Here is a 17993-nt window from a genome sequence, read left to right as displayed (position 1 = left end):
GGTGTCCACCGAGGTCGGACTGCCCTACGGGCTGGCCGGGCTGGTGGACCGACTGGGCACCGGGCTCGGACCCGCGATCACCCGGTGGCGCCCCAACCAATGGAACTCGCAGGACATCCTCGCCCTCACCAGCACCGAACTCTGGACCGACCTGTTCGAGCTCGACGCACACCTACCACGTGGCGCCGCCCTGGCACCGACGAGGGCAGCGGCAGCAATCAGAGTCACGGCCACGAGGCTGCGCCGCAATCGGCCCGCGCTGCTGGCCATCCTGCTCGCTCCCGGCCTGCTGCCCCAGCGGATCAGCACCCTGCTGGACGAGCCGACCCCAACATCGACTCAGGTGTGGATGTGGTTGTGCTGGATCGGCGAGGCCTCCTGGCTCGCCGTCACCGACACCACGCCCATCAGCGGTGAACTCTCCGTTGCCGACATCGCCCCCGAGGATGCCGAGTTACTCCGTCCGGTGGCTGCCCGTCTGCGGTTCCTCGCAGTCAGCGAGGCGTTCCGCGGCGGGACAGGAACCAATCGCGGTCTCTGGCAGGAAGAACCTCCCGCCCTCGATCTGGGCACAGTCTTCGGCACCGACACGACCCACCTGGTGGTGCTGCGCTGCCGACAGGCCCGCTGGGAATGGCACCGCTGCCTCGACACACACCAGACCCATCCGCTCCTCGCCGCCGCCACGCCCGCCGAGATCGAGAGCGAGGTCGACGCGTTGGCCTTCCGGCAGCCAACTCCCGGGAGACCGACTTCACGATCGCGCCGGATACCACCAGGCCCGCCGCTGGTGACCGACTGGGACGTAGTCGACAACCCCACCCGGCCACTCACCGGCGACGACCGGGCACTCCTCGACGACGTACTCGATCGACATCTACTGCCCCGGATGCGGCTGGGGCGAGTGATACGTGCCGCCACCTATCCGACCGCCCTGACGACACCTCACCGACGCGCCATCACCGCAAGCGTCCGCTGGTCCCGACGATGGGCTGGCGTGCTACCACCACTCGGCGCGGCGGGCGCACTCACGCTCGCCGCCCACGGACACTTCCACGCAGCCGCGATCACCGCCGCAGCCAGCTACACAATCCTCGGTGCCCTCGTCGTCGCCTTCGGCAGACTGTGGGCCACCGCCTGGCTCCTGCGCCTGCCCGCCGCCGGCACAGTCGGCCTGTTCGCGCTACTCACCCTGCACCCACACTGGTGGCAGGAGCCGTCCGGTACCTGGTGGGCACCGGCCGCCCTCACCACAGCCAGTATCGGCTACCTCATCGTCGAAGCCCGCAACCACGGAGTCGCCGCTGTGGCATCGATCGGCCGCGCCCTGACGGTCGCCGCTGTCGGCGCCGTGCACGCGTTTCTCGTCGCGGTGATCGGCCTGGTCGCCGTCGCGCCGGCACTCGTGGAGAACGGCCGGACCCTACGCGAGGCATGGCAGACCTGGCCGACCACCACCGGCCTGGCAATCCTCGGCCTCGGCACCGCCTGGTGCCTGGTGGTCGGTGTCTTCGCCCAGATCCTCTGGGACGACCGGCCGATCACCGCCCCTCTGGCCCACCTACGCTGGCGCCGCTGATGAACACCGATCAACACAGCACGACAACGAGAGGCAGTCATGGCCTGGACGACGCTGAGCATGCAGGTCACCACACCGCTGTTCAACGGCGGCCATCAAGCCCCGCTGACCGATCACGAAGCTAAGCAACTCGACGCGAACCGGAAATCCCGGCCCCACAGCGCTGCCACCGATGCTGACGCCGGAGTACGTGTCTCGTCTCTGCGCGGTGCGATGCGCTACTGGCTCCGTGCGATGGCCGGGGCGACGGTAGGAGACCGGATCGACGTACTCGCCGCGCTGGAAAGTCGGGTCTTCGGCAACACCTCGCAGGCATCATCGGTAGCACTGCGGATCCCGGCCCCCCAGCAGTGTGTCAGAAACCCCCAGCCGGACTGGTGCAGACGCGACGATGCCCGCTGGATCGGATACCTCGCCGGTCAAGGGCTCTCCAAACCCGCCGACGGCAACCGTCGATGCGAACTCACCCGCAGCTTCGTCACGCCCGGAACGCCCTTCGACCTACAGCTCCGCTTCGGCCCGAACAAAGACGCCGCAGCACTCGCCGTAGCGACCCTGTGGTCCCTCTGTCGATACGGCGGCTTGGGCGCCCGCACCCGTCGCGGATTCGGCGGCCTGCGTATCGTCGCGGCCGAAGGCGACCTACCAGCACCGTGGACGCCGGAGATGCTGCACGCCGCAGCCGTCCTTCCGAGCAGCGGACTGGGCCTCGACGAACGTGGCCTGCCACCGGAGCTGACCGCGTGCGCCGAATCGCTGGAACGGATCGCCGCCCTCGCCCGTCACGACGTGGACGCTCCAGCGGCATCCCCCGAAGTCTGGCGCAGCCCGCCCACCTACCCCGTGTTCGGCGGCCCTCAAGTATTCGTCACCGGACTCAGCGCCCGCACCTTTCCCGACTGGCCGACGGTGCTCGGCTACGCCGGTGAACAGTTCCGGTGGTTCCGTGCCACCGAACCGGCGCTCGGAGCCCCGTACGACCCGCCTATCAAAACCCGGGAGTGGCTTCATGCCGTGAACGGCCACGATCGCCGATTCGCGCTGGGAGCCCTGGGGCTCCCGATCAACTTCAAAGAGGGGAAGACCGTCCATCCAGTACAACTTGCGGCAGCCGGAGGCACTCCCACCACACTGCGCCGGGCGTCACCGCTGTGGCTCCGGCCCGTACAGGACAGTGACGCCCGATGGCGGCTGCTCTCCTTCGCGTTCCTCGGTCGTTTCCTGCCCGACGAGACCAAGGTCGTCCTGCGGGGTCAGCGAAACCGCGAGTTCACCGTCAACACGGCCGATGTCGCAAGACTCAGCACGGACTGGATAACCACGCTGAGCGAGAACGGCACGTTCGTCCGCTCTACGACCTCCTGAGAGTTAGACCGGCGTGCCGTCGCAGTGGGCCTCAACCTCGCGGCACCAGTCGACCTCAACCGGAGCAAGGGCGACCACGGACCGGTGGTCAAGCCGCGCGACATGGTCGACCTGATGGCGTTGCCGCCTCAATGAAGGGCAGCTCCGGGAGGAGCTGCGGCCACCCACAAGTCGATCAACGACCCGGCGCTGCTCGTGCCTCAATGAAGGGCAGCTCCGGGAGGAGCTGCGGCGCGACGCCGACGACGGCCCAGAGCAGGGCGAGCGCGGCGCCTCAATGAAGGGCAGCTCCGGGAGGAGCTGCGGCGCGTATCCGAGCCGGTGTCGTCGACCCGCACCGTGGCGCCTCAATGAAGGGCAGCTCCGGGAGGAGCTGCGGCGCCGTACTCGTCGGCGGCCCCCTCGCCGAGGTCGATCCAGCCTCAATGAAGGGCAGCTCCGGGAGGAGCTGCGGCGTGCCGGTGGTGGTGTCGGCTGCGGGTGAGCGTGGCCGGCCTCAATGAAGGGCAGCTCCGGGAGGAGCTGCGGCACCTTCATGGCGTGCTTGGCGGCGGTCTTCGTCCGGCCTCAATGAAGGGCAGCTCCGGGAGGAGCTGCGGCCGGGATTGCCGCAACGGCGCAGCAAGAATCGGTAGTCCATCCCAATGAAGGGCAGCCCCGGGAAGAGCTGCGGCTGTCAGCCCGTGCTCGGCGTTCGGCCGGTCGATCCGGCCTCAATGAAGGGCAGCTCCGGGAGGAGCTGCGGCAGGGTGACCAATGGCGACCGAACCGACCGTTCCGAGCGTCGCCTCAATGAAGGGCAGCTCCGGGAGGAGCTGCGGCGAGCACCCCACGATCAAGTTCGAAGACGTCGACTTGCCTCAATGAAGGGCAGCTCCGGGAGGAGCTGCGGCCGAGGGAGACGTGAGCCTCGGGAACGCGAACATGCGCCTCAATGAAGGGCAGCTCCGGGAGGAGCTGCGGCTTTTCGCCATCACTGCGGCGTTGACCATTGGCATCCTGGCCTCAATGAAGGGCAGCTCCGGGAGGAGCTGCGGCCAGCAGGGGGCGACCGGGGAGGGCGTGAAGTACCTCCAGCCTCAATGAAGGGCAGCTCCGGGAGGAGCTGCGGCAGGGTCAAGATTCTACCCGTCCTGACCTGCTCCTGAGCTGCGCTACAGCGAAGGGTCCACTCCACCGACAGGAGCGTCGCCTCTTACGGCCGAAGCAATGGGACCCCAGTCGCGATCTGAGCTGGGAAAACACCCCCGCGAAGGGTCCACGCTCACGGGCGGGACGACGGAGCCTTCGCCGTTGGCCTCCCAGACCGCCTTGACCAACTCGATGGCAATACCGCCAGCGACAAGCGTGTGGCTACAGGCGGCTGGCGTCGAGTTTGGTGAGGAAGTTCGGTCGGCGTCGGTGGTCTGTGCGGAGCTGGTGGAGGTAGGCGGCGAACTGCGCGGTTTCACCGGTCGCGGTGTAGGCGTCGCGGAGGTTGCGTAGCAGCGTGATGGTCTTGTCGTAACGGCGCTTGTCGTACGAGTCCAGCATCTGGGCGTCGATGAGTTCCTGATACGGCTCCCGGACGTCGGCCGGGTGGGTACGCCGCCGAGTCTCCAGCAGTTCGATGCGCTGTCGGGCGGGTAGGTCGTTCAAGTGGGGCAGCCCGCTCTGCCATGCCTCGTCGGGGCGGTCGGCAAGCACCAAGGCGTCGATCAGGTGGGGCAGGTATCGCTGGTCCTGTCCGGCGCGCTCGCGTAGCACCGTCAGCGCTCGTTCGGCGGCGTGGGCGATGTCGCGGTCAGTCTCGACCACGGTGGCCATCAACGGCTGAAGGTTGTCGATCGTCGGCTGAGCGACGAACGCCGTCCAGCGTTCGACCACCGCCGCCTTCGGCTCACCCGTGTCGATCAACAGCCGAACGAGAAGGTCTCGTAGCTCCACCGTCTGGAAACCGGGCGGATGGTGGGCGAGGCCTCGGCGAGCCCAGTCGATCGCCTCGGCCGGCCGGTCGGCCTCTGCCAGAACTCGCACGATCCGGCTGTACTGCGCAGCGCTGAGCAGGTGCTCCGCCAGCACCGTCACGTACCGGTCGACGTCGCCGGAAACCTCGGCCAACTGCTCCCGCAGATCCCGCACCGCCCACCGCCGGCCGTCGGAATCCCCTGCGGTGGCGCGCTCGTCGACGAGCTGGGTCACCTCGGCCACCCCGGCCGGTCCCAGGGCCGGAGCCCAGTCGCGTAGCCGTACATCCGGCCAGCCCGGACCGTCGAACACCAGCTTCACCAACCACCCCGCCAGGGTGCGGGGTCGCGGCGGCGCGGCCCGGCACGCCCGGGCATAAAGATCCATCAGGTACGCCAGGTCCTCGCCAAGTACACCCGAGGAACTGTCCATGTACATCAGGGCGGTCGTCATCCGGTCGACCGCCTTCCGCAGCGCCGGCACCGCGACGGCCGCCTCACCCGCGTCGATCAGCCTCTCGCAGCGATCCGCGACATCCCGCGCGGCCCGCGAGTAGGCAGACCTGCCCGAGTACGGGTCACGACGGCGATCCCGCCGCAACCGGTCCACCAGCATCGTCAGCTCGTCGTGATCCTCAAACCCCACCCCGACATCAGAGGGCGGTCTGCGGCAGCTTGATCTGATCTATGCGTTGCGTCTGGTTGGTGGCCTTCCGGTGGGTTCGCTGTGGATAGCGGCAGGTCGATGAGTTGAATGTGAGTTCTGGTCGTGACCGCTCGGGCGGGTGGGGCGTTAGCCTGGTCATGGGTGATCGGAAGCCGTATCCGAGCGATGTCAGCGACGAGCAGTGGGAGCTGATCGGGCCGTTTCTGCAGGCGTGGAAAACCAGACGCGTCGCGGTGTCGGTGTCGGGCCAGCCAGGCGACTACGACCTGCGGGAGGTCGTGAACGCGATCTTCTACCAGAACCGGACGGGTTGTCAGTGGGCGTACCTGCCGCATGACCTGCCGCCGAAGTCGGCCACCTACTACTACTTCGCGCTGTGGCGTGATGACGGCACTGACCAGGTGATTTACGATCTGCTGCGCTGCCAGGCGAGGGAGAAGGTGGGTCGTCGGGAGGATCCGAGCGCGGTGGTGTTGGACACCCAGTCGATCAGGGCGGCGAACCACGTCCCGGCCACGACGACCGGCAAGGACGCGGCGAAGAAGGTGTCGGGGCGTAAGCGAGGCTTGGCGGTGGACGCGTTGGGACTGGTCATCGCGGTCGTGGTGGCCGCGGCGTCGGTCACCGACAACGCCATTGGTATCCGGCTGCTCGACAAGGTCGTCGCACACACCCCGACGGTGAGCCGCGCCTGGGTCGACGCCGGGTTCAAACAAGACCTCGCGCTGCACGGCGCCGTCCTCGGGGTCGACGTGGAGGTCGTCAAACGCTCCGACACTCGGCCCGGGTTCGTGCCGATCCGTAAGCGGTGGATCGTCGAACAGGTCAACGGCACGTTGATGCTGCACCGCCGCCTCGTGCGCGAGTACGAGAGCCGACCGGAATCCTCGGTGTCACGAACCCTGTGGGCCTCGACGGCGAACATCGTGCGCCGGCTGACCGGAACCAGCACACCCACCTGGCGGCACCGGTGAACCTCCCCACCGTCCTCGACCTGATCACCGACCGGGAGACCACCGCACGCCGGCACGCCGACCGACTCCGCGAGCAGATCACCGCCCTGACCAGCGAACTCGCCCGCCTCGACGGCGAACTGGCCGACCTGGCGACGACCCGCACCACTCTGCGCACCCTCGCCGCCGCCGAGTTCACCGCAGACGATCCGACGATCGCCAGCGGCCCCTACCAGCAGATCCTGCATGTCCTCGGTGCCGCGCCCGCCGGCATGCGCGCCAAAGGCATCTGCCTCGCCCTCGGCGTCGAACCCTCACCGAAACACGTCGAAGGCACCCGCGCGAAGCTGAAACGCATGGTCAACCAGCGCATCCTCACCGAAGACGAACCCGGTCTGTTCACCCTCATTCCAAAACAGACGTAGTACTGCGAACCGGCCTCTCACACCAGATCACCCGCCACGAATCGGACAGGCACGGCAACAGGAGATGTGGGCTGTGTCAAAAATCTTCGTAGATGTGCTGGTCAGGCTGCTATCGGAGTCTGGTAGGCGGTGAGGGCTTCAGCTGGGGTGCGGTAGTCGAGGGCGGAGTGCAGCCGTTGCCGGTTGTAGAGGATTTCGATGTATTCGCCGACGGCGAATCGGGCGCGGGCGCGGGTGTCGGAGCGCTGCCGGGGGTACACCTCGTTCTTCAGGGTGGTGAAGAACGATTCGGCGGCGGCGTTGTCCCAGTACACACCGGCACGCCCCACGTTGGTGCGTATCTGGTTGCCCGACATGAGCATGCCTCAATGAAGGGCAGCTCCGGAGGGCGCTGCGGGGCGGTCGCATTCCCCCTGGTGCCCGCCGTCACCTCGCCTCAATGAAGGGCAGCTCCGGAGGGAGCTGCGGGGCTCGGCGCGGCTGTCCATCCGGACCCGCACCGCCCCGCCTCAATGAAGGGCAGCTACGGAGGGAGCTGCGGGTGACCGCCCGGCAGCCATCGCCAGCGGAGCGGGCGATGCCTCAATGAAGGGCAGCTCCGGAGGGAGCTGCGGGCAGCGCAAGCGAGAGATGGGCGCTCGCGCGTGGAACGCCGCCTCAATGAAGGGCAGCTCCGGAGGGAGCTGCGGGCAGCACCGTCCACACCGTCCGTATCCCGCTGTGGCCGCCTCAATGAAGGGCAGCTCCGGAGGGAGCTGCGGGGGGCGCGTCCGGGCCGACGTCGCAGGAGACGAAGCCTCAATGAAGGGCAGCTCCGGAGGGAGCTGCGGGCCGCGTACGCGCCGCGCCGGTTGATGCCCGCCCGGCCTCAATGAAGGGCAGCTCCGGAGGGAGCTGCGGGTCCAGACCGGCGGCCAGCTCGGCCTGGCGCTGCTCCGCGCCTCAATGAAGGGCAGCTCCGGAGGGAGCTGCGGGCGGGTCATCAAGCCGGCCGTGGACGCCCTGGTCTGGCCTCAATGAAGGGCAGCTCCGGAGGGAGCTGCGGGCCGGGACGGACTCCGGCGGCGGGGGCGCGATGTCGCCTCAATGAAGGGCAGCTCCGGAGGGAGCTGCGGGCGACAGGCGAGGACTGGGCAGTCAACGGCGCGTTCGTGCCTCAATGAAGGGCAGCTCCGGAGGGAGCTGCGGGTGGGTACGAATTCTACCCGCCTTGAGCTGCACGGTAGGCGGCTTCCTGCGAAGGGTCCGTTCCGTCGGCTCACGCGCCGCCACCAGAACGACGCCTTGCCGGCCATCCACGGGACTTGAGCTGGGGATGTACCTTGGCGAAGGGTCCACGCTCACGGCCGGGACGAACGAGCCTTCGCCACATGCCGTAAATGGCCGCCGACCCGTAGCCCGTTCTGGTGCAGCCATCCCCGACGACATCAATTGATGGGCATCCCGCTCACGGAAGGATACCCAGTTCGCCGATCAGCACCAGACCGCACCGTGATCGATGAGATTGACGATCTGGGCACCAAGCCACAGCTCACCGGGACTGCACCGTAGTTGTGCAGGCCGACCGTCCGGAGGGGAAGGTCAGGCCAGAGCGCAACTCTCCTCCGACCTCGCCGCCGCCATTGCGCGTCCACCTCCGACCGTCGCCGCCGTACCGTCGAGCACCGGTCGCAGGGCCGAGGGGACGGTGGGGATTGCCAGGAGGCGCGTGGTCCCAGACGATCCTGTGATGGACATCGTCGTCGCCCAATGGGTCAGGACCTCCTGGACCGGACAGTCTCGGGACGGCTCCCAGGCCGCCCTTCGCAACGCCCTCCCCGTCGCGTTCGCCCTGACGGAGGGCCAGGCCACTGTCACCCACGAGGTGACCCTCAGCGAGGGTGAGGAGTTCCAGCCGCAGAGTGTCCTGCGCCGGGCGGATCCGTCCCCGGACACGGTTCGCCTCCGCCGTTCCGACGGGGACCTGTGGGTCGATCTCGTGCCGTTGCCTGCGGGTAGGCCGTTGCGGCGGCGGCGTCCGGGGGCGGTGCGGGTGCCGCGAGGCGAGTGGCTGCGGTGGCAGATCAACTACCGGTTCGACGCCCGTTACGGGGCGGGCTCGCACTACCGGTTCGACACGTTGAACATCGCGTACGGGTCGGTTCCGCTCGACGTCTTCCTCACCGAGCCGACCCGCACCGTCGACGAACGCATGCACCTGCGCTGACGGTGAGGGCCGGACAGGCACCGAACATCCAGGCGGCGGAGGCTCCTTCCGTACAGTGGGTTTCCGTGCTCTACGGCAGATCGACGGAAGTGGGCGTACTCGACGGGGTGGTCGCCCGGGCTCGGGACGGTTGCGGCGGCGCTGTGGTGGTGCGGGGTGAGGCGGGCGCGGGCAAGTCGGCGCTGCTCGACGCGGTGGCCTCGCGGGGTGGCGGGATGCGGGTGCTCCGGGCCACCGGCGTCGAGTCGGAGTCCGACCTTGCGTTCGCGGCGCTGCATCAGGTCCTGCGGCCGGTGGCCGATCTTGTCGACGCGTTGCCCGAGCCGCAGTTCGACGCGGTGTGTGCCGCTCTGGGGTTGGCCGCCGGTGGTGTCGGTGATCGGTTCCTGCTGGGGGCCGGTGTGCTGTCGGTGCTTGTCGAGGCCGCCGTGCCGGACGGGTTGGTCGTGGTGGTCGACGACCTGCAGTGGGTCGACAGGGCGTCGGCCGACGCGCTGCTCTTCGCGGCCAGGCGGTTGGGTACGGAGCGGATCGCGATGATCTTCGCCGTGCGGGGGGACCTGCCGGTCAGGGGTGTGCCGCTGACGGTGGAGGTGGGTGGTCTACCCGAGTCGGCGGGGGTGGAGCTGTTGAGGTCCCGCTTCGGTGCGGTGCCGGATCCGGTGGTCCGGGAGTTGGTGGCGTTGACCCGGGCGAACCCGTTGGCGTTGGGTGAGATCGGTGACCGGTTGACGTCCGCGCAGCTGGGTGGTCGGGAGCCGCTGCCCGATCCGCTGCCCGGTGGTGGTCGGCTCTTCGGTGACCGGGTGGCCGCGTTGTCCGCTGCGGGCCGGTTGGTCGCCCTGGTCGCGGCGGTGGAGGGTGACGTCGGTCCGGTCCTGCGCGCGGCGGACCGGTTGTTGGCCGAGGAGGGGGTACGGCCCGGCGGGTCGGCCGGTCGGGTGGCGTTGGCGGAGTTGGAGGGCAGTGGGCTGGTCGGGGTGTCGGGTCCGGCTGTGCGGTTCCGGCATCCGCTGGCCCGGTCTGCGGTGTACGAGGGGGCCGCCCCCGACGACGTCCGCCGGGTGCATGCCGTCCTGGCGGAGGTGACCGAGGGTGATCGGCGTGCCTGGCATCTGGCCGGTGCCGCCCTGGGTGAGGACGAGGAGGTCGCCGTCGCGCTGGTGGAGGTCGCGGAGCGGGCGCGTGATCGGGGCGGATACGGGACCGCTGCCTCCGCCCTCGCCAGGGCCGCCGGGTTGACCCCCGACCCGTCGGTGCGGGCCGCCCGGTTGAAGGACGCGGCGGTCGCGGCGTGGCTCGGTGGCCGGTCGGGGCAGGCGGAGTCGTTGCTGGCCGAGGCGCGGGAACAGACCGGTGGGGACCCGGTCCTGGCCGTGGAGATCGCGCACCTGCGGGGCCGGTTCGAGTTGAACTCGGGTGACGCCGCCGAGGCGGTCCGGATCCTGGCGTCCGGCGACGGCCTGGACATGCTGGCCGACGCTGCGGAGGCGGCCTCCTACGTCGGTGACACGGCGGCGATCGTGGCGGTGGGCCGGAGGGTCGCGGCCCTCCCGGAGGGTTTCCTGCGGGACGCGGTGGCCGGGATCGGTCTGACGTTGGACGGTGACGTCGCCGGGCCGGGCCTGCTGCGGCGGGCGTTGGCGGGGGTCGACGGGTGCGGGGACGCGGCGGGGTACCTGTGGGCTGCGGCGGCGGCCAGCCAGCTGGGCGAGTCGGACCTGGCGGCGGAGATGGCGACCCGGGCCGGTCGGGTGGCCCGGGTGTCGGGGATGACCGGGCAGCTGCCGGTGGTGTTGGAGTTCACGGCCACGGCGGAGCGCATCTGCGGGCGGTTGGCGAGTAGTCAGGCGATCTCCGAGGAGGGTCTGGCGCTGGCCCGGGAGGCCGGGTACGAGAACACGGTGGCGGCGCACCTGGCGAACCTGGCGGTGGTGGCGGCGCTGCGTGGCGACGAGGAGTCGTGTCGGCGGCAGGCCCGGGAGGCGTCGGCGATCGCCATCCCCCACCGGGTGGGTCTGCGGGCGGGGGTGGCCGCGTACGCGCTGGGGTTGCTCGACCTGTGTTTGGGCCGTCACGCGGCGGCGCACGACCGGTTCACGGCTCTCGCGGCGGCGGGTCCGGGGGTGGGGCATCCGAGCGTGGTGTGGCGGACGGCGCCGGATCGTGTGGAGGCGGCGGTGGGTGCTGGTGACGGGGCGGGCGCCCGGGCGGTGGTCGACGGATATCGGCGGTGGTCGGCGCATGCGCAGACGCCCGAGTCGCGGGCTCTGGTGGCCCGCTGCCGGGGTCTGGTCGACTCGTGCGAGGACGCCCTCGGTGAGGCGCTGGGGTTGCACACCAATCCGTTCGAGGCGGGCAGGACGGCGTTGTTGCTGGGGGAACGGCTGCGTCGTGGGCAGCGGCCGGGTGAGGCGCGGACCCACCTGCGGCGGGCGGCGGAGACGTTCGAGCGGGCTGGTGCGGTGCCGTGGGCGCGGCGGGCGCGGGAGGAGTTGCGGGCGGCGGGTGAGAGTGGGCAGGCCCCTCCCCCGGCGGTGTTGGACGCGCTGACCCCGCAGGAGTTGCGGATCGCGGGTCTGGTCGCCGACGGCTTGTCGAGTAGGCAGATCGCGGCCCGGCTCTTCCTCAGCCCGCGTACCGTCGAGTACCACCTGTACAAGATGTATCCGAAGTTGGGCATCGGCTCCCGTACGGATCTGGCGCGACTGGTAGTTCTACAGATGGCGCCCGGTGGGGAGGGCGACATGCTGTGAGCATGCATAACGTGAACCTGTGGAGCGAGGAGTTCGGCGCCGAGACGGACCCGCCCATTTTGTTGATCATGGGGTCGATGTCGCAGGGCGTCCTGTGGCCCGACGAGTTCGTGGGTCGCCTGGCCGCCGGGGGCCGTCGGGTCATCCGGTACGACCACCGCGACACCGGCCGGTCGGACACCGTCGACTTCGCCGCGCAGCCGTACACCTGGAACGACGTCAAGGACGACGTGTACCGCGTCATGGACATCCACGGGGTGCAGAGCGCCCACCTGGTCGGCCATTCGGCGGGCGGGCTCCTCGGCCAGCTCGTCGCGGTCGAGCGGCCGGAGCGGGTACGGTCCCTGACCGTCATCGCCTCCTCCCCCCTCGGCGGCGGTGAGGGTCAGGTGATCGTGCGGGCCCTGACCGGGCAGCCACAGCCGCAGGGGAGCCTGCCGGAACCGGCCCCGGAGTTCGTGGACCACTACCGCACGCTGATGGCCGCCCCGCCGCCGGAGGGTCGGCGGGCGCTGGTCGACGGCATGGTCGCCGAGCAACGGGTGCTCCACGGCACGGGGCTGCCGTTCGACGAGGACGCGACGCGTCGGCTCCAGGAGCGGATCTACGACCGTGCCCGGGACCTGTCGGCGGTGGCGAACCATCGGCTGGCCGCGATGGCCGATCCGGACTTCGAGCCGGTCGGGGTGCTGGATCAGGTACGGGTGCCCACGCTCGTCGTCGAGGGCAGCCACGAGCCGGTCAAGCCGGGACACGGCGCGGTCATCGCCGAGCAGATCCCGGGTGCGCGGTTGATGGTCGTTGCGGGCATGGGACACACCCTGCCGCCCGAGGTCCACGAGGAGGTGACCGACGCCATCCTCGCGCACACCGCCGAGTGACCCACCGGCCGCCGACGGCTGACCGTCCACGGGTCAGCCGTCGGCTTCGCGGACGTCCTTTCCCTGTTCGGCGAACGCCTTGAAGTCCTGCATGTGCTGTTGTGACTGCTTGCGGAAGGCGCCGGGCATGAGGAGCCCCACCAACTTCATCGGCAGGCTGTTGAACCGGAATTCGCTGTCGCTCACCCAGAGCGTCGTCTCCGGACCGGCTTCGGTCAGCCGATCGCGGACAGCGCTCCACATGCCCGCGCCGACGGTCTCCCGGTCGAAGTGGACGACGACGTCGGTGGGGATCCCGTGCAGGTCCGCCGGGTCCCGGCGGGTGATCGTCTCGGTGAGCTCCATGGTGCTCTTACCGGACTGCATCACGACCCGGGACGTGGTGCCGACCTGTCCGTGTGTCCCGTTCACGGGCTCGTGCAGCACCATGCCGCGCAGCCACTTCGGCAGGTGTGTCGGGTCGGCGAGCAGCTGGACCACTGTCTCTCGCGGCAGGGCGATCTCGATCGAGTTGGTGTACTTCACGGCGCGGATTCCTTTCCAGGATGGGTGGGCCGGGACTGTGTCACGCCGTCGACCTCGGTCAGCGCCGTGGGTTCGACGGTGTGGAACCGGCGAGCTCCCTCACTCCGTACCGACGCGAACCCCCTGTACATGACCAGGAACCGTACCGGCTGCCACTTATATAAGTCAAAGCTGAGATTCGGACGAGACGTCCGCCGGCACGGGCCATAGGACACCCGTGTCAGCCGAGGAAGTAGGGCAAGCTCGATCAACGGCACCAGGTCTGCCGAGACGAGGAGAACCGACACCGTGAGCTTCGGCTACCGACTGACCCTGGCAGGCGACATCCCCCTACACCAGGTGGCAGAGCTCGTCGGCTCCCACACCGTCGAGACCACCTCTCCAGCCGGAACCCGTCTCCTCACCGTCGACCGCTACGACGAAGACGGGTACCTGATCAGCATCACCTCGGGCCGCCACGGTTACTACGACGCCGAAGACGACGACACCCACTGGGAGTGGGAGCCCGAGCAGTACGTCGACATCAGCTTCGACATGCACACCGACGACCTCGTCGACAAGGGCATCCCCAACATGGTGGCGACGGTGACCCGCATCCTGACCGGCCGGCACGAAGACGCGGCACTCGTCCAGAACGGCAGCCATCTGCTGCTGACCCGTACCGCAGGCGTCGTCCGCAGGCACCGACCAAGCTGGTGGGACCACTACCACCTGAACCACCCCATCACCTGACCGTCCACCGCCCCAGTGACCACCACCAGCGCGGACATGGCCGCTGCTGTCAGGCCGGCGGCGGTGACACCCCATTGACGCCGGACGTCCCGGACGGGTACACCCTGTTCACCGAGGTACCCGCGTTGGGCGTCTCGCTCCAGACCTCGTGACCGGTCACCGGGGCGGTGGGGCGGGAGCGCCCGCCGCCGGCACACCCGCAGGATGGGAGACGAGAATGGCCGTCCGGATCACCATCGTCGTCGGTGCTCTCGGCAGCCTGGCGGCAGTCCTCTGGCTGCCGTGGGCCACCTACGGCAGCATCGACATACCGCTACACCGATTCCCGGGCTGGACCTTCCACGTCGCCGCCGTCACCGTCCTGTACGGCGCGGCGCTGTGGGCGCTGCTGCGGCCACCCGCCCGCCGTGCCCTTCCTCTCGCGGTCTGCGGGGTGGCCGGACTGGTCGCGGCCGGTTCCGCCGTCACCATCGCCAGCCGGTACGACGACCCGACCAGCCTGTTCGACGGCATCTTCCCGGCGATCCTGCCCGTGCTCGGGTCGGGTGGGCCGGTCGCCGTCCTGTCAGTGCTCGTCAGCCTCGCCGCGCTCGCCGTCCTGACGGCCCGGACGAGTGACACGCCGACTCGCACCGACGACCTGCCCCGGCGTCCCGGCACCGTCGCACGACAGCTAGACGGGTAAGCCCTGAACGTCCTTCGCCGCCCCCGAACGTGAAGTCGACGTCGACCACCACCGGTGGCACACCAGGGGCGCGGCACATCAGGAAGACTGACGGACATGGCTGACCCCGGCGACACGAAGGCTGTGCTGCACGACTACCTCCGGTCGGCCCGCGAGGCCCTGCTCTGGAAGCTCGACGGCCTCACCGAACGCGAGGCCAGACTGCCCCGGACCGCGACCGGCAACAACCTCCTGGGCGTCGTCAAGCACTGCCTCAACGTCGAAGCCGGTTACTTCGGCCCCACCTTCGGACGGGAGTTCCCGACCCCCGAGGACCTCGTCCCCGAGGAGGCGTTCGAGCAGGACCCGCAGGCGGACTGGTACGCCAGGGAGGACGAGACGAAGGAGGGACTGATCGACCTGTACCGTCGAGTCGCCGTCTTCGCGGACACCACGATCGAGCAGCTCCCCCTCGACGCCCCGGGACGGGTGCCGTGGTGGCAGCCCGGTCGGCAGACGGTGACACTGCACCAGATCATCCTGCACGTGACCTGCGACCTCGCCCGGCACGCCGGCCACGCCGACATCATGCGCGAGCAGCACGACTCGACGATCGGCCTACGTCCGGGAAGCACCAACATCCCCGACGACCACGACTGGCCCGCCTACGTCACCAAGCTGACCAGCATCGCCGACCGCTTCGCGTGACCGCCCCACCCCGCCGTGGTCAGATGGTGAAGCCGCCGTCGACGTTGACCGTCGCCCCGGTGATGTAGCGCCCGCCCGGACCGGCGAGGAACGCCACCGCAGCAGCGACGTCGGCCGGCGCCGCGTAGTGGCCGAGGGCGGTGAACGCGTTGATCGCGGCGATCCGCCGGTTGTCGAGGCGCGCCCTCCGCCGCATGGGATCCCCGCCTCACGGCTGGGCGGGCCTGTGTCCGTACAGAATCTCGGTGTCCGGCAGTTGCTCGGCGAAGACGCCATCGGGGGATGCCTCCCGCAGTACCTCGCGGAGGTCCCGTTCGAAATCCCCCATCCGCTCCCCGAACAGGTGCGGTGCCATGTCCGACCGCGAGAACCCCCAGGCCACGACATCGTCCTCGCTACGTTCGACCACCGCACCGGACGGGACGACCAGACGGCTCAGACCCGCGAAGCCGGCCCGAGCCAGGACCTCCCGTTCGCCGCAGGGCGTCCCGTGCACGAGGACGCCCTGTCCCGCCCGGCGCACGTCGCCCAGGTACTCCCGGGTCAGTGCGGCGATCCGGTCGTACGGCGGCGCGGGATGCGGCAGCGGGGCGGGGTCGGCGCGGGGCGTCTTCAGATCGCTGAGGTGCACGATCCAGCCGCCCGGCTCCAGCATCCTCAGGACGGTCGCCGCGACGCGGTCCCGGTCGGTCCAGTGGAACGACTGCGCGAAGACCACCACTCGGAAGGTTCCCAGCCCCCGGGGAAGATCCTCCGCCCGGGCCTCGACCCAGGTCACGTTCCGCACACCGAGCGAGTCGGCACGCCGCCCCGCCACGACGAGCATCCCCGGATCCGGATCCATCCCCACCGCCTCGGCGAAGTGCCCGGCGAAAGGCACTGTCACGGTGCCCGGGCCGCAGCCCACGTCCAGCAGCCGACCGCGACCGTCCAGCCCCAGCACCTCGGCCAGCCGGTCGGCGTAGCCCGGCGCGTACGGCAGACGCCCCTGCTCGTAGTACCCGGCGCTACCTCGGAACAGACTCTGATCCCACCGCCAGTCCTCTGGCACGCGTGAACTCCACTCGGGTGAGAGGGGGAACGTTCGCCTGCGGCAAGGCCTTCGACCGTACCGGACAGGCACCGGCAGCCTGAGCGAACTACCGTCCTGAATCAGGGTGTTCCCAGCATTTCGCCTCCGTATACCTTCGCCGTCGATATATTCCCAGGGATGGACATACCACTGCAGGAACCAACATTCTGGATCCTCACCGCTCTCGCCGGGCCGCCACTGCACGGTTACGGGATCATCAGAGAGGTGGCGACCCTGTCCGGCGGTCGGCTATCGCTGCGGCCGGGCACGTTGTACGGCGCGCTCGACCGGCTGGTGGACGCGAACCTCATCGAGGCCGACCGGGAGGAGACAGTCGACGGCCGGCTGCGCCGCTACTACCGCCTCTCCCCCACGGGCAGTGCCACCCTCGCCGGTGAGACCGAGCGCCTACGGCGCAACGTGGAGGCAGCGACCACCCGCTTGGGTAGATGGACACCGGCCGCCCGGCCCGTCGCCCCACGCGCTGTGGGAGGACTGGCATGAGGGACCTGGAGCGCCGTTACCGGAAACTACTCCGGGTCTATCCCACCAGCTATCGGCAGGCACGAGGCGCCGAGATCATCGGCACATATCTCGACCTGGCCGAATCCGAACGCCGCTGGCCGTCGATCCTCGACGTGACGGACGTGCTGGCTGGGGGCATTCGTGAGCGCCTACGCGCCGTCGGCGCCGCCGACCTACTACCCGGCGTACGCCTCGCTGCCGTTCTCAGCTTCATCACCGCTACCACTCTCGCAGGCTTCTGGGCCGCCGCCGAGACGGTCACCGTCTCGGATACGTGGGGCTCACCGTCCTTCGGGCCCTTCGCCACCACCGGCATCGTCGTGTGGGCCTCCTGGCTGCTGGCGGCCGTCGTTCATGTTCTTGCCCCGGCCCGGGTGCACATCGCCATCGGGCTGGCACTGTCCACCACCGCCGCCGTGGTGCCCGTCGCCGCGCTGTTCGAACTGCCCCGCCCCTACATGTTCGTCCTGGTTCCCCAAGCGATGCTGGGCTTTCTGGCACTGGCAATCCCAACCCACACGGCGCGACGTCATCGCCTCATGCCCTTGACGGTCGCCGCAGCGGCAGCCCTCATCGCAGCCGGAGCCCTGTCCGGGAGAAGCACGTGGTTCTACCGCTTCAGTTACGGAGGCGCATTCCTTCCGGAAGCCGGCGCCGCTCTCCTGCTGACGGCGATGCTCACCGCGGCCATCCTGTCGCTGCGCGGTGACACCCGAGGGCTCTGGGCAATTTTCGTCCTGCTCACCCCGATCGGACTACTCGCCCTCTACCCTCTGACCGAGAACATCGCCCCCGTCGTCGGTGCCGGTCATGCCGACTTCCGTGTCGCCACCGGGACGGCCGCCGTCGTCTTCCTCCTCGGCGGAACCACCCTGGTCACGGCGCTCGCGATCCGAAGACGTTCCAGCGCGGCGGTCGACACTCTGGCATCCCCCGTGCACGAGCGGTGTCCGCAATGCGGCAGATAGCCTCACCGTTCCAGTCCGAGC

The 17993-nt window shown here is 69.4% G+C and carries 16 protein-coding genes, 1 pseudogene and 2 CRISPR repeat arrays; of the genes and pseudogenes, 12 read left to right on the top strand and 5 right to left on the bottom strand.

Annotated elements, in window-relative coordinates; all coding sequences use genetic code 11:
- The first annotated feature begins 1 nt into the window (after nt 1).
- Nucleotides 2-1579 (top strand): hypothetical protein, encoded by a 1578-nt coding sequence (locus WHN02_RS14760; RefSeq protein WP_434739316.1) that lies wholly within the window; start codon nt 2-4, stop codon nt 1577-1579.
- Between the two features lie 39 nt (nt 1580-1618).
- Entirely contained in the window at nt 1619-2944 is a 1326-nt protein-coding gene (gene cmr1, locus WHN02_RS14755) for a type III-B CRISPR module RAMP protein Cmr1 (RefSeq protein ID WP_434739315.1), read from the top strand.
- A 125-nt stretch (nt 2945-3069) separates the two neighbouring features.
- Nucleotides 3070-4056: a CRISPR direct-repeat array (repeat unit 36 nt; unit sequence GCCTCAATGAAGGGCAGCTCCGGGAGGAGCTGCGGC).
- Nucleotides 4057-4297: 241 nt separating this feature from the next.
- Here the strand turns inward: cmr1 and WHN02_RS14750 are convergent.
- Nucleotides 4298-5536, bottom strand: a complete 1239-nt coding sequence (locus WHN02_RS14750; RefSeq protein WP_434739314.1) for a DUF6880 family protein — start codon at nt 5534-5536, stop codon at nt 4298-4300.
- Between the two features lie 158 nt (nt 5537-5694).
- On the opposite strand from WHN02_RS14750, the gene WHN02_RS14745 reads away from it, so the two are divergent.
- Nucleotides 5695-6531 (top strand): IS5 family transposase, encoded by an 837-nt coding sequence (locus WHN02_RS14745; RefSeq protein ID WP_434743965.1) that lies wholly within the window; start codon nt 5695-5697, stop codon nt 6529-6531.
- Nucleotides 6528-6935, top strand: coding sequence for a hypothetical protein (locus WHN02_RS14740; protein ID WP_434739313.1), 408 nt, complete (start codon nt 6528-6530; stop codon nt 6933-6935). Before WHN02_RS14745 ends, WHN02_RS14740 begins: the two co-directional genes overlap by 4 nt.
- Before the next feature lie 101 nt (nt 6936-7036).
- Here WHN02_RS14740 and WHN02_RS14735 read toward each other — a convergent pair.
- A pseudogene (locus WHN02_RS14735) lies at nt 7037-7279 on the bottom strand (integrase core domain-containing protein); the annotation flags it as partial.
- A gap of 18 nt (nt 7280-7297) precedes the next feature.
- A CRISPR array of direct repeats spans nt 7298-8124; the repeat unit is 36 nt; unit sequence GCCTCAATGAAGGGCAGCTCCGGAGGGAGCTGCGGG.
- Nucleotides 8125-8664: 540 nt separating this feature from the next.
- On the opposite strand from WHN02_RS14735, the gene WHN02_RS14730 reads away from it, so the two are divergent.
- From WHN02_RS14730 to WHN02_RS14720, 3 genes are all read left to right on the top strand, one after another.
- Nucleotides 8665-9141: a hypothetical protein gene (locus WHN02_RS14730; RefSeq protein ID WP_434739312.1), complete on the top strand. Its 477-nt coding sequence runs from the start codon at nt 8665-8667 to the stop codon at nt 9139-9141.
- A 65-nt stretch (nt 9142-9206) separates the two neighbouring features.
- Nucleotides 9207-11897, top strand: coding sequence for an ATP-binding protein (locus WHN02_RS14725; protein ID WP_434739311.1), 2691 nt, complete (start codon nt 9207-9209; stop codon nt 11895-11897).
- A 2-nt stretch (nt 11898-11899) separates the two neighbouring features.
- Nucleotides 11900-12778 (top strand): alpha/beta fold hydrolase, encoded by an 879-nt coding sequence (locus tag WHN02_RS14720; protein ID WP_434739310.1) that lies wholly within the window; start codon nt 11900-11902, stop codon nt 12776-12778.
- A gap of 33 nt (nt 12779-12811) precedes the next feature.
- Here WHN02_RS14720 and WHN02_RS14715 read toward each other — a convergent pair whose 3' ends face one another.
- Complete coding sequence (locus WHN02_RS14715; protein WP_434739309.1) at nt 12812-13303, bottom strand: SRPBCC family protein; 492 nt, start codon at nt 13301-13303, stop codon at nt 12812-12814.
- Nucleotides 13304-13591: 288 nt separating this feature from the next.
- Here WHN02_RS14715 and WHN02_RS14710 point away from each other — a divergent pair, with 288 nt between their 5' ends.
- The 3 genes from WHN02_RS14710 to WHN02_RS14700 all read left to right on the top strand — a co-directional run bounded on the left by WHN02_RS14710 (nt 13592) and on the right by WHN02_RS14700 (nt 15407).
- Nucleotides 13592-14035 (top strand): SitI3 family protein, encoded by a 444-nt coding sequence (locus tag WHN02_RS14710; RefSeq protein WP_434739308.1) that lies wholly within the window; start codon nt 13592-13594, stop codon nt 14033-14035.
- 217 nt (nt 14036-14252) lie between these two features.
- On the top strand, nt 14253-14720 hold the full coding sequence (locus WHN02_RS14705; protein ID WP_434739307.1) for a hypothetical protein: 468 nt from the start codon (nt 14253-14255) through the stop codon (nt 14718-14720).
- A 96-nt stretch (nt 14721-14816) separates the two neighbouring features.
- The gene (locus WHN02_RS14700) at nt 14817-15407 is read left to right on the top strand and encodes a DinB family protein (RefSeq protein WP_434739306.1); all 591 of its coding nucleotides are present in this window, start codon (nt 14817-14819) and stop codon (nt 15405-15407) included.
- A 19-nt stretch (nt 15408-15426) separates the two neighbouring features.
- On the opposite strand, the gene WHN02_RS14695 is transcribed toward WHN02_RS14700, so the two are convergent.
- Both WHN02_RS14695 and WHN02_RS14690 read right to left on the bottom strand, forming a co-directional pair.
- Nucleotides 15427-15603: an SDR family oxidoreductase gene (locus WHN02_RS14695; protein ID WP_434739305.1), complete on the bottom strand. Its 177-nt coding sequence runs from the start codon at nt 15601-15603 to the stop codon at nt 15427-15429.
- A 12-nt stretch (nt 15604-15615) separates the two neighbouring features.
- On the bottom strand, nt 15616-16458 hold the full coding sequence (locus WHN02_RS14690) for a class I SAM-dependent methyltransferase (protein ID WP_434739304.1): 843 nt from the start codon (nt 16456-16458) through the stop codon (nt 15616-15618).
- Nucleotides 16459-16617: 159 nt separating this feature from the next.
- Between WHN02_RS14690 and WHN02_RS14685 the strand changes: the two genes are divergently transcribed.
- Nucleotides 16618-16983: a PadR family transcriptional regulator gene (locus WHN02_RS14685; RefSeq protein WP_434739303.1), complete on the top strand. Its 366-nt coding sequence runs from the start codon at nt 16618-16620 to the stop codon at nt 16981-16983.
- Nucleotides 16980-17972, top strand: coding sequence for a hypothetical protein (locus WHN02_RS14680; RefSeq protein ID WP_434739302.1), 993 nt, complete (start codon nt 16980-16982; stop codon nt 17970-17972). The genes WHN02_RS14685 and WHN02_RS14680 overlap by 4 nt, the downstream gene beginning before the upstream one ends.
- Nucleotides 17973-17993: the final 21 nt, after the last annotated feature.

The organism is Micromonospora sp. SH-82, from assembly GCF_051132485.1.
Lineage (GTDB): Bacteria > Actinomycetota > Actinomycetes > Mycobacteriales > Micromonosporaceae > Micromonospora.
This window is presented reverse-complemented; position numbering and strand designations above follow the sequence as displayed.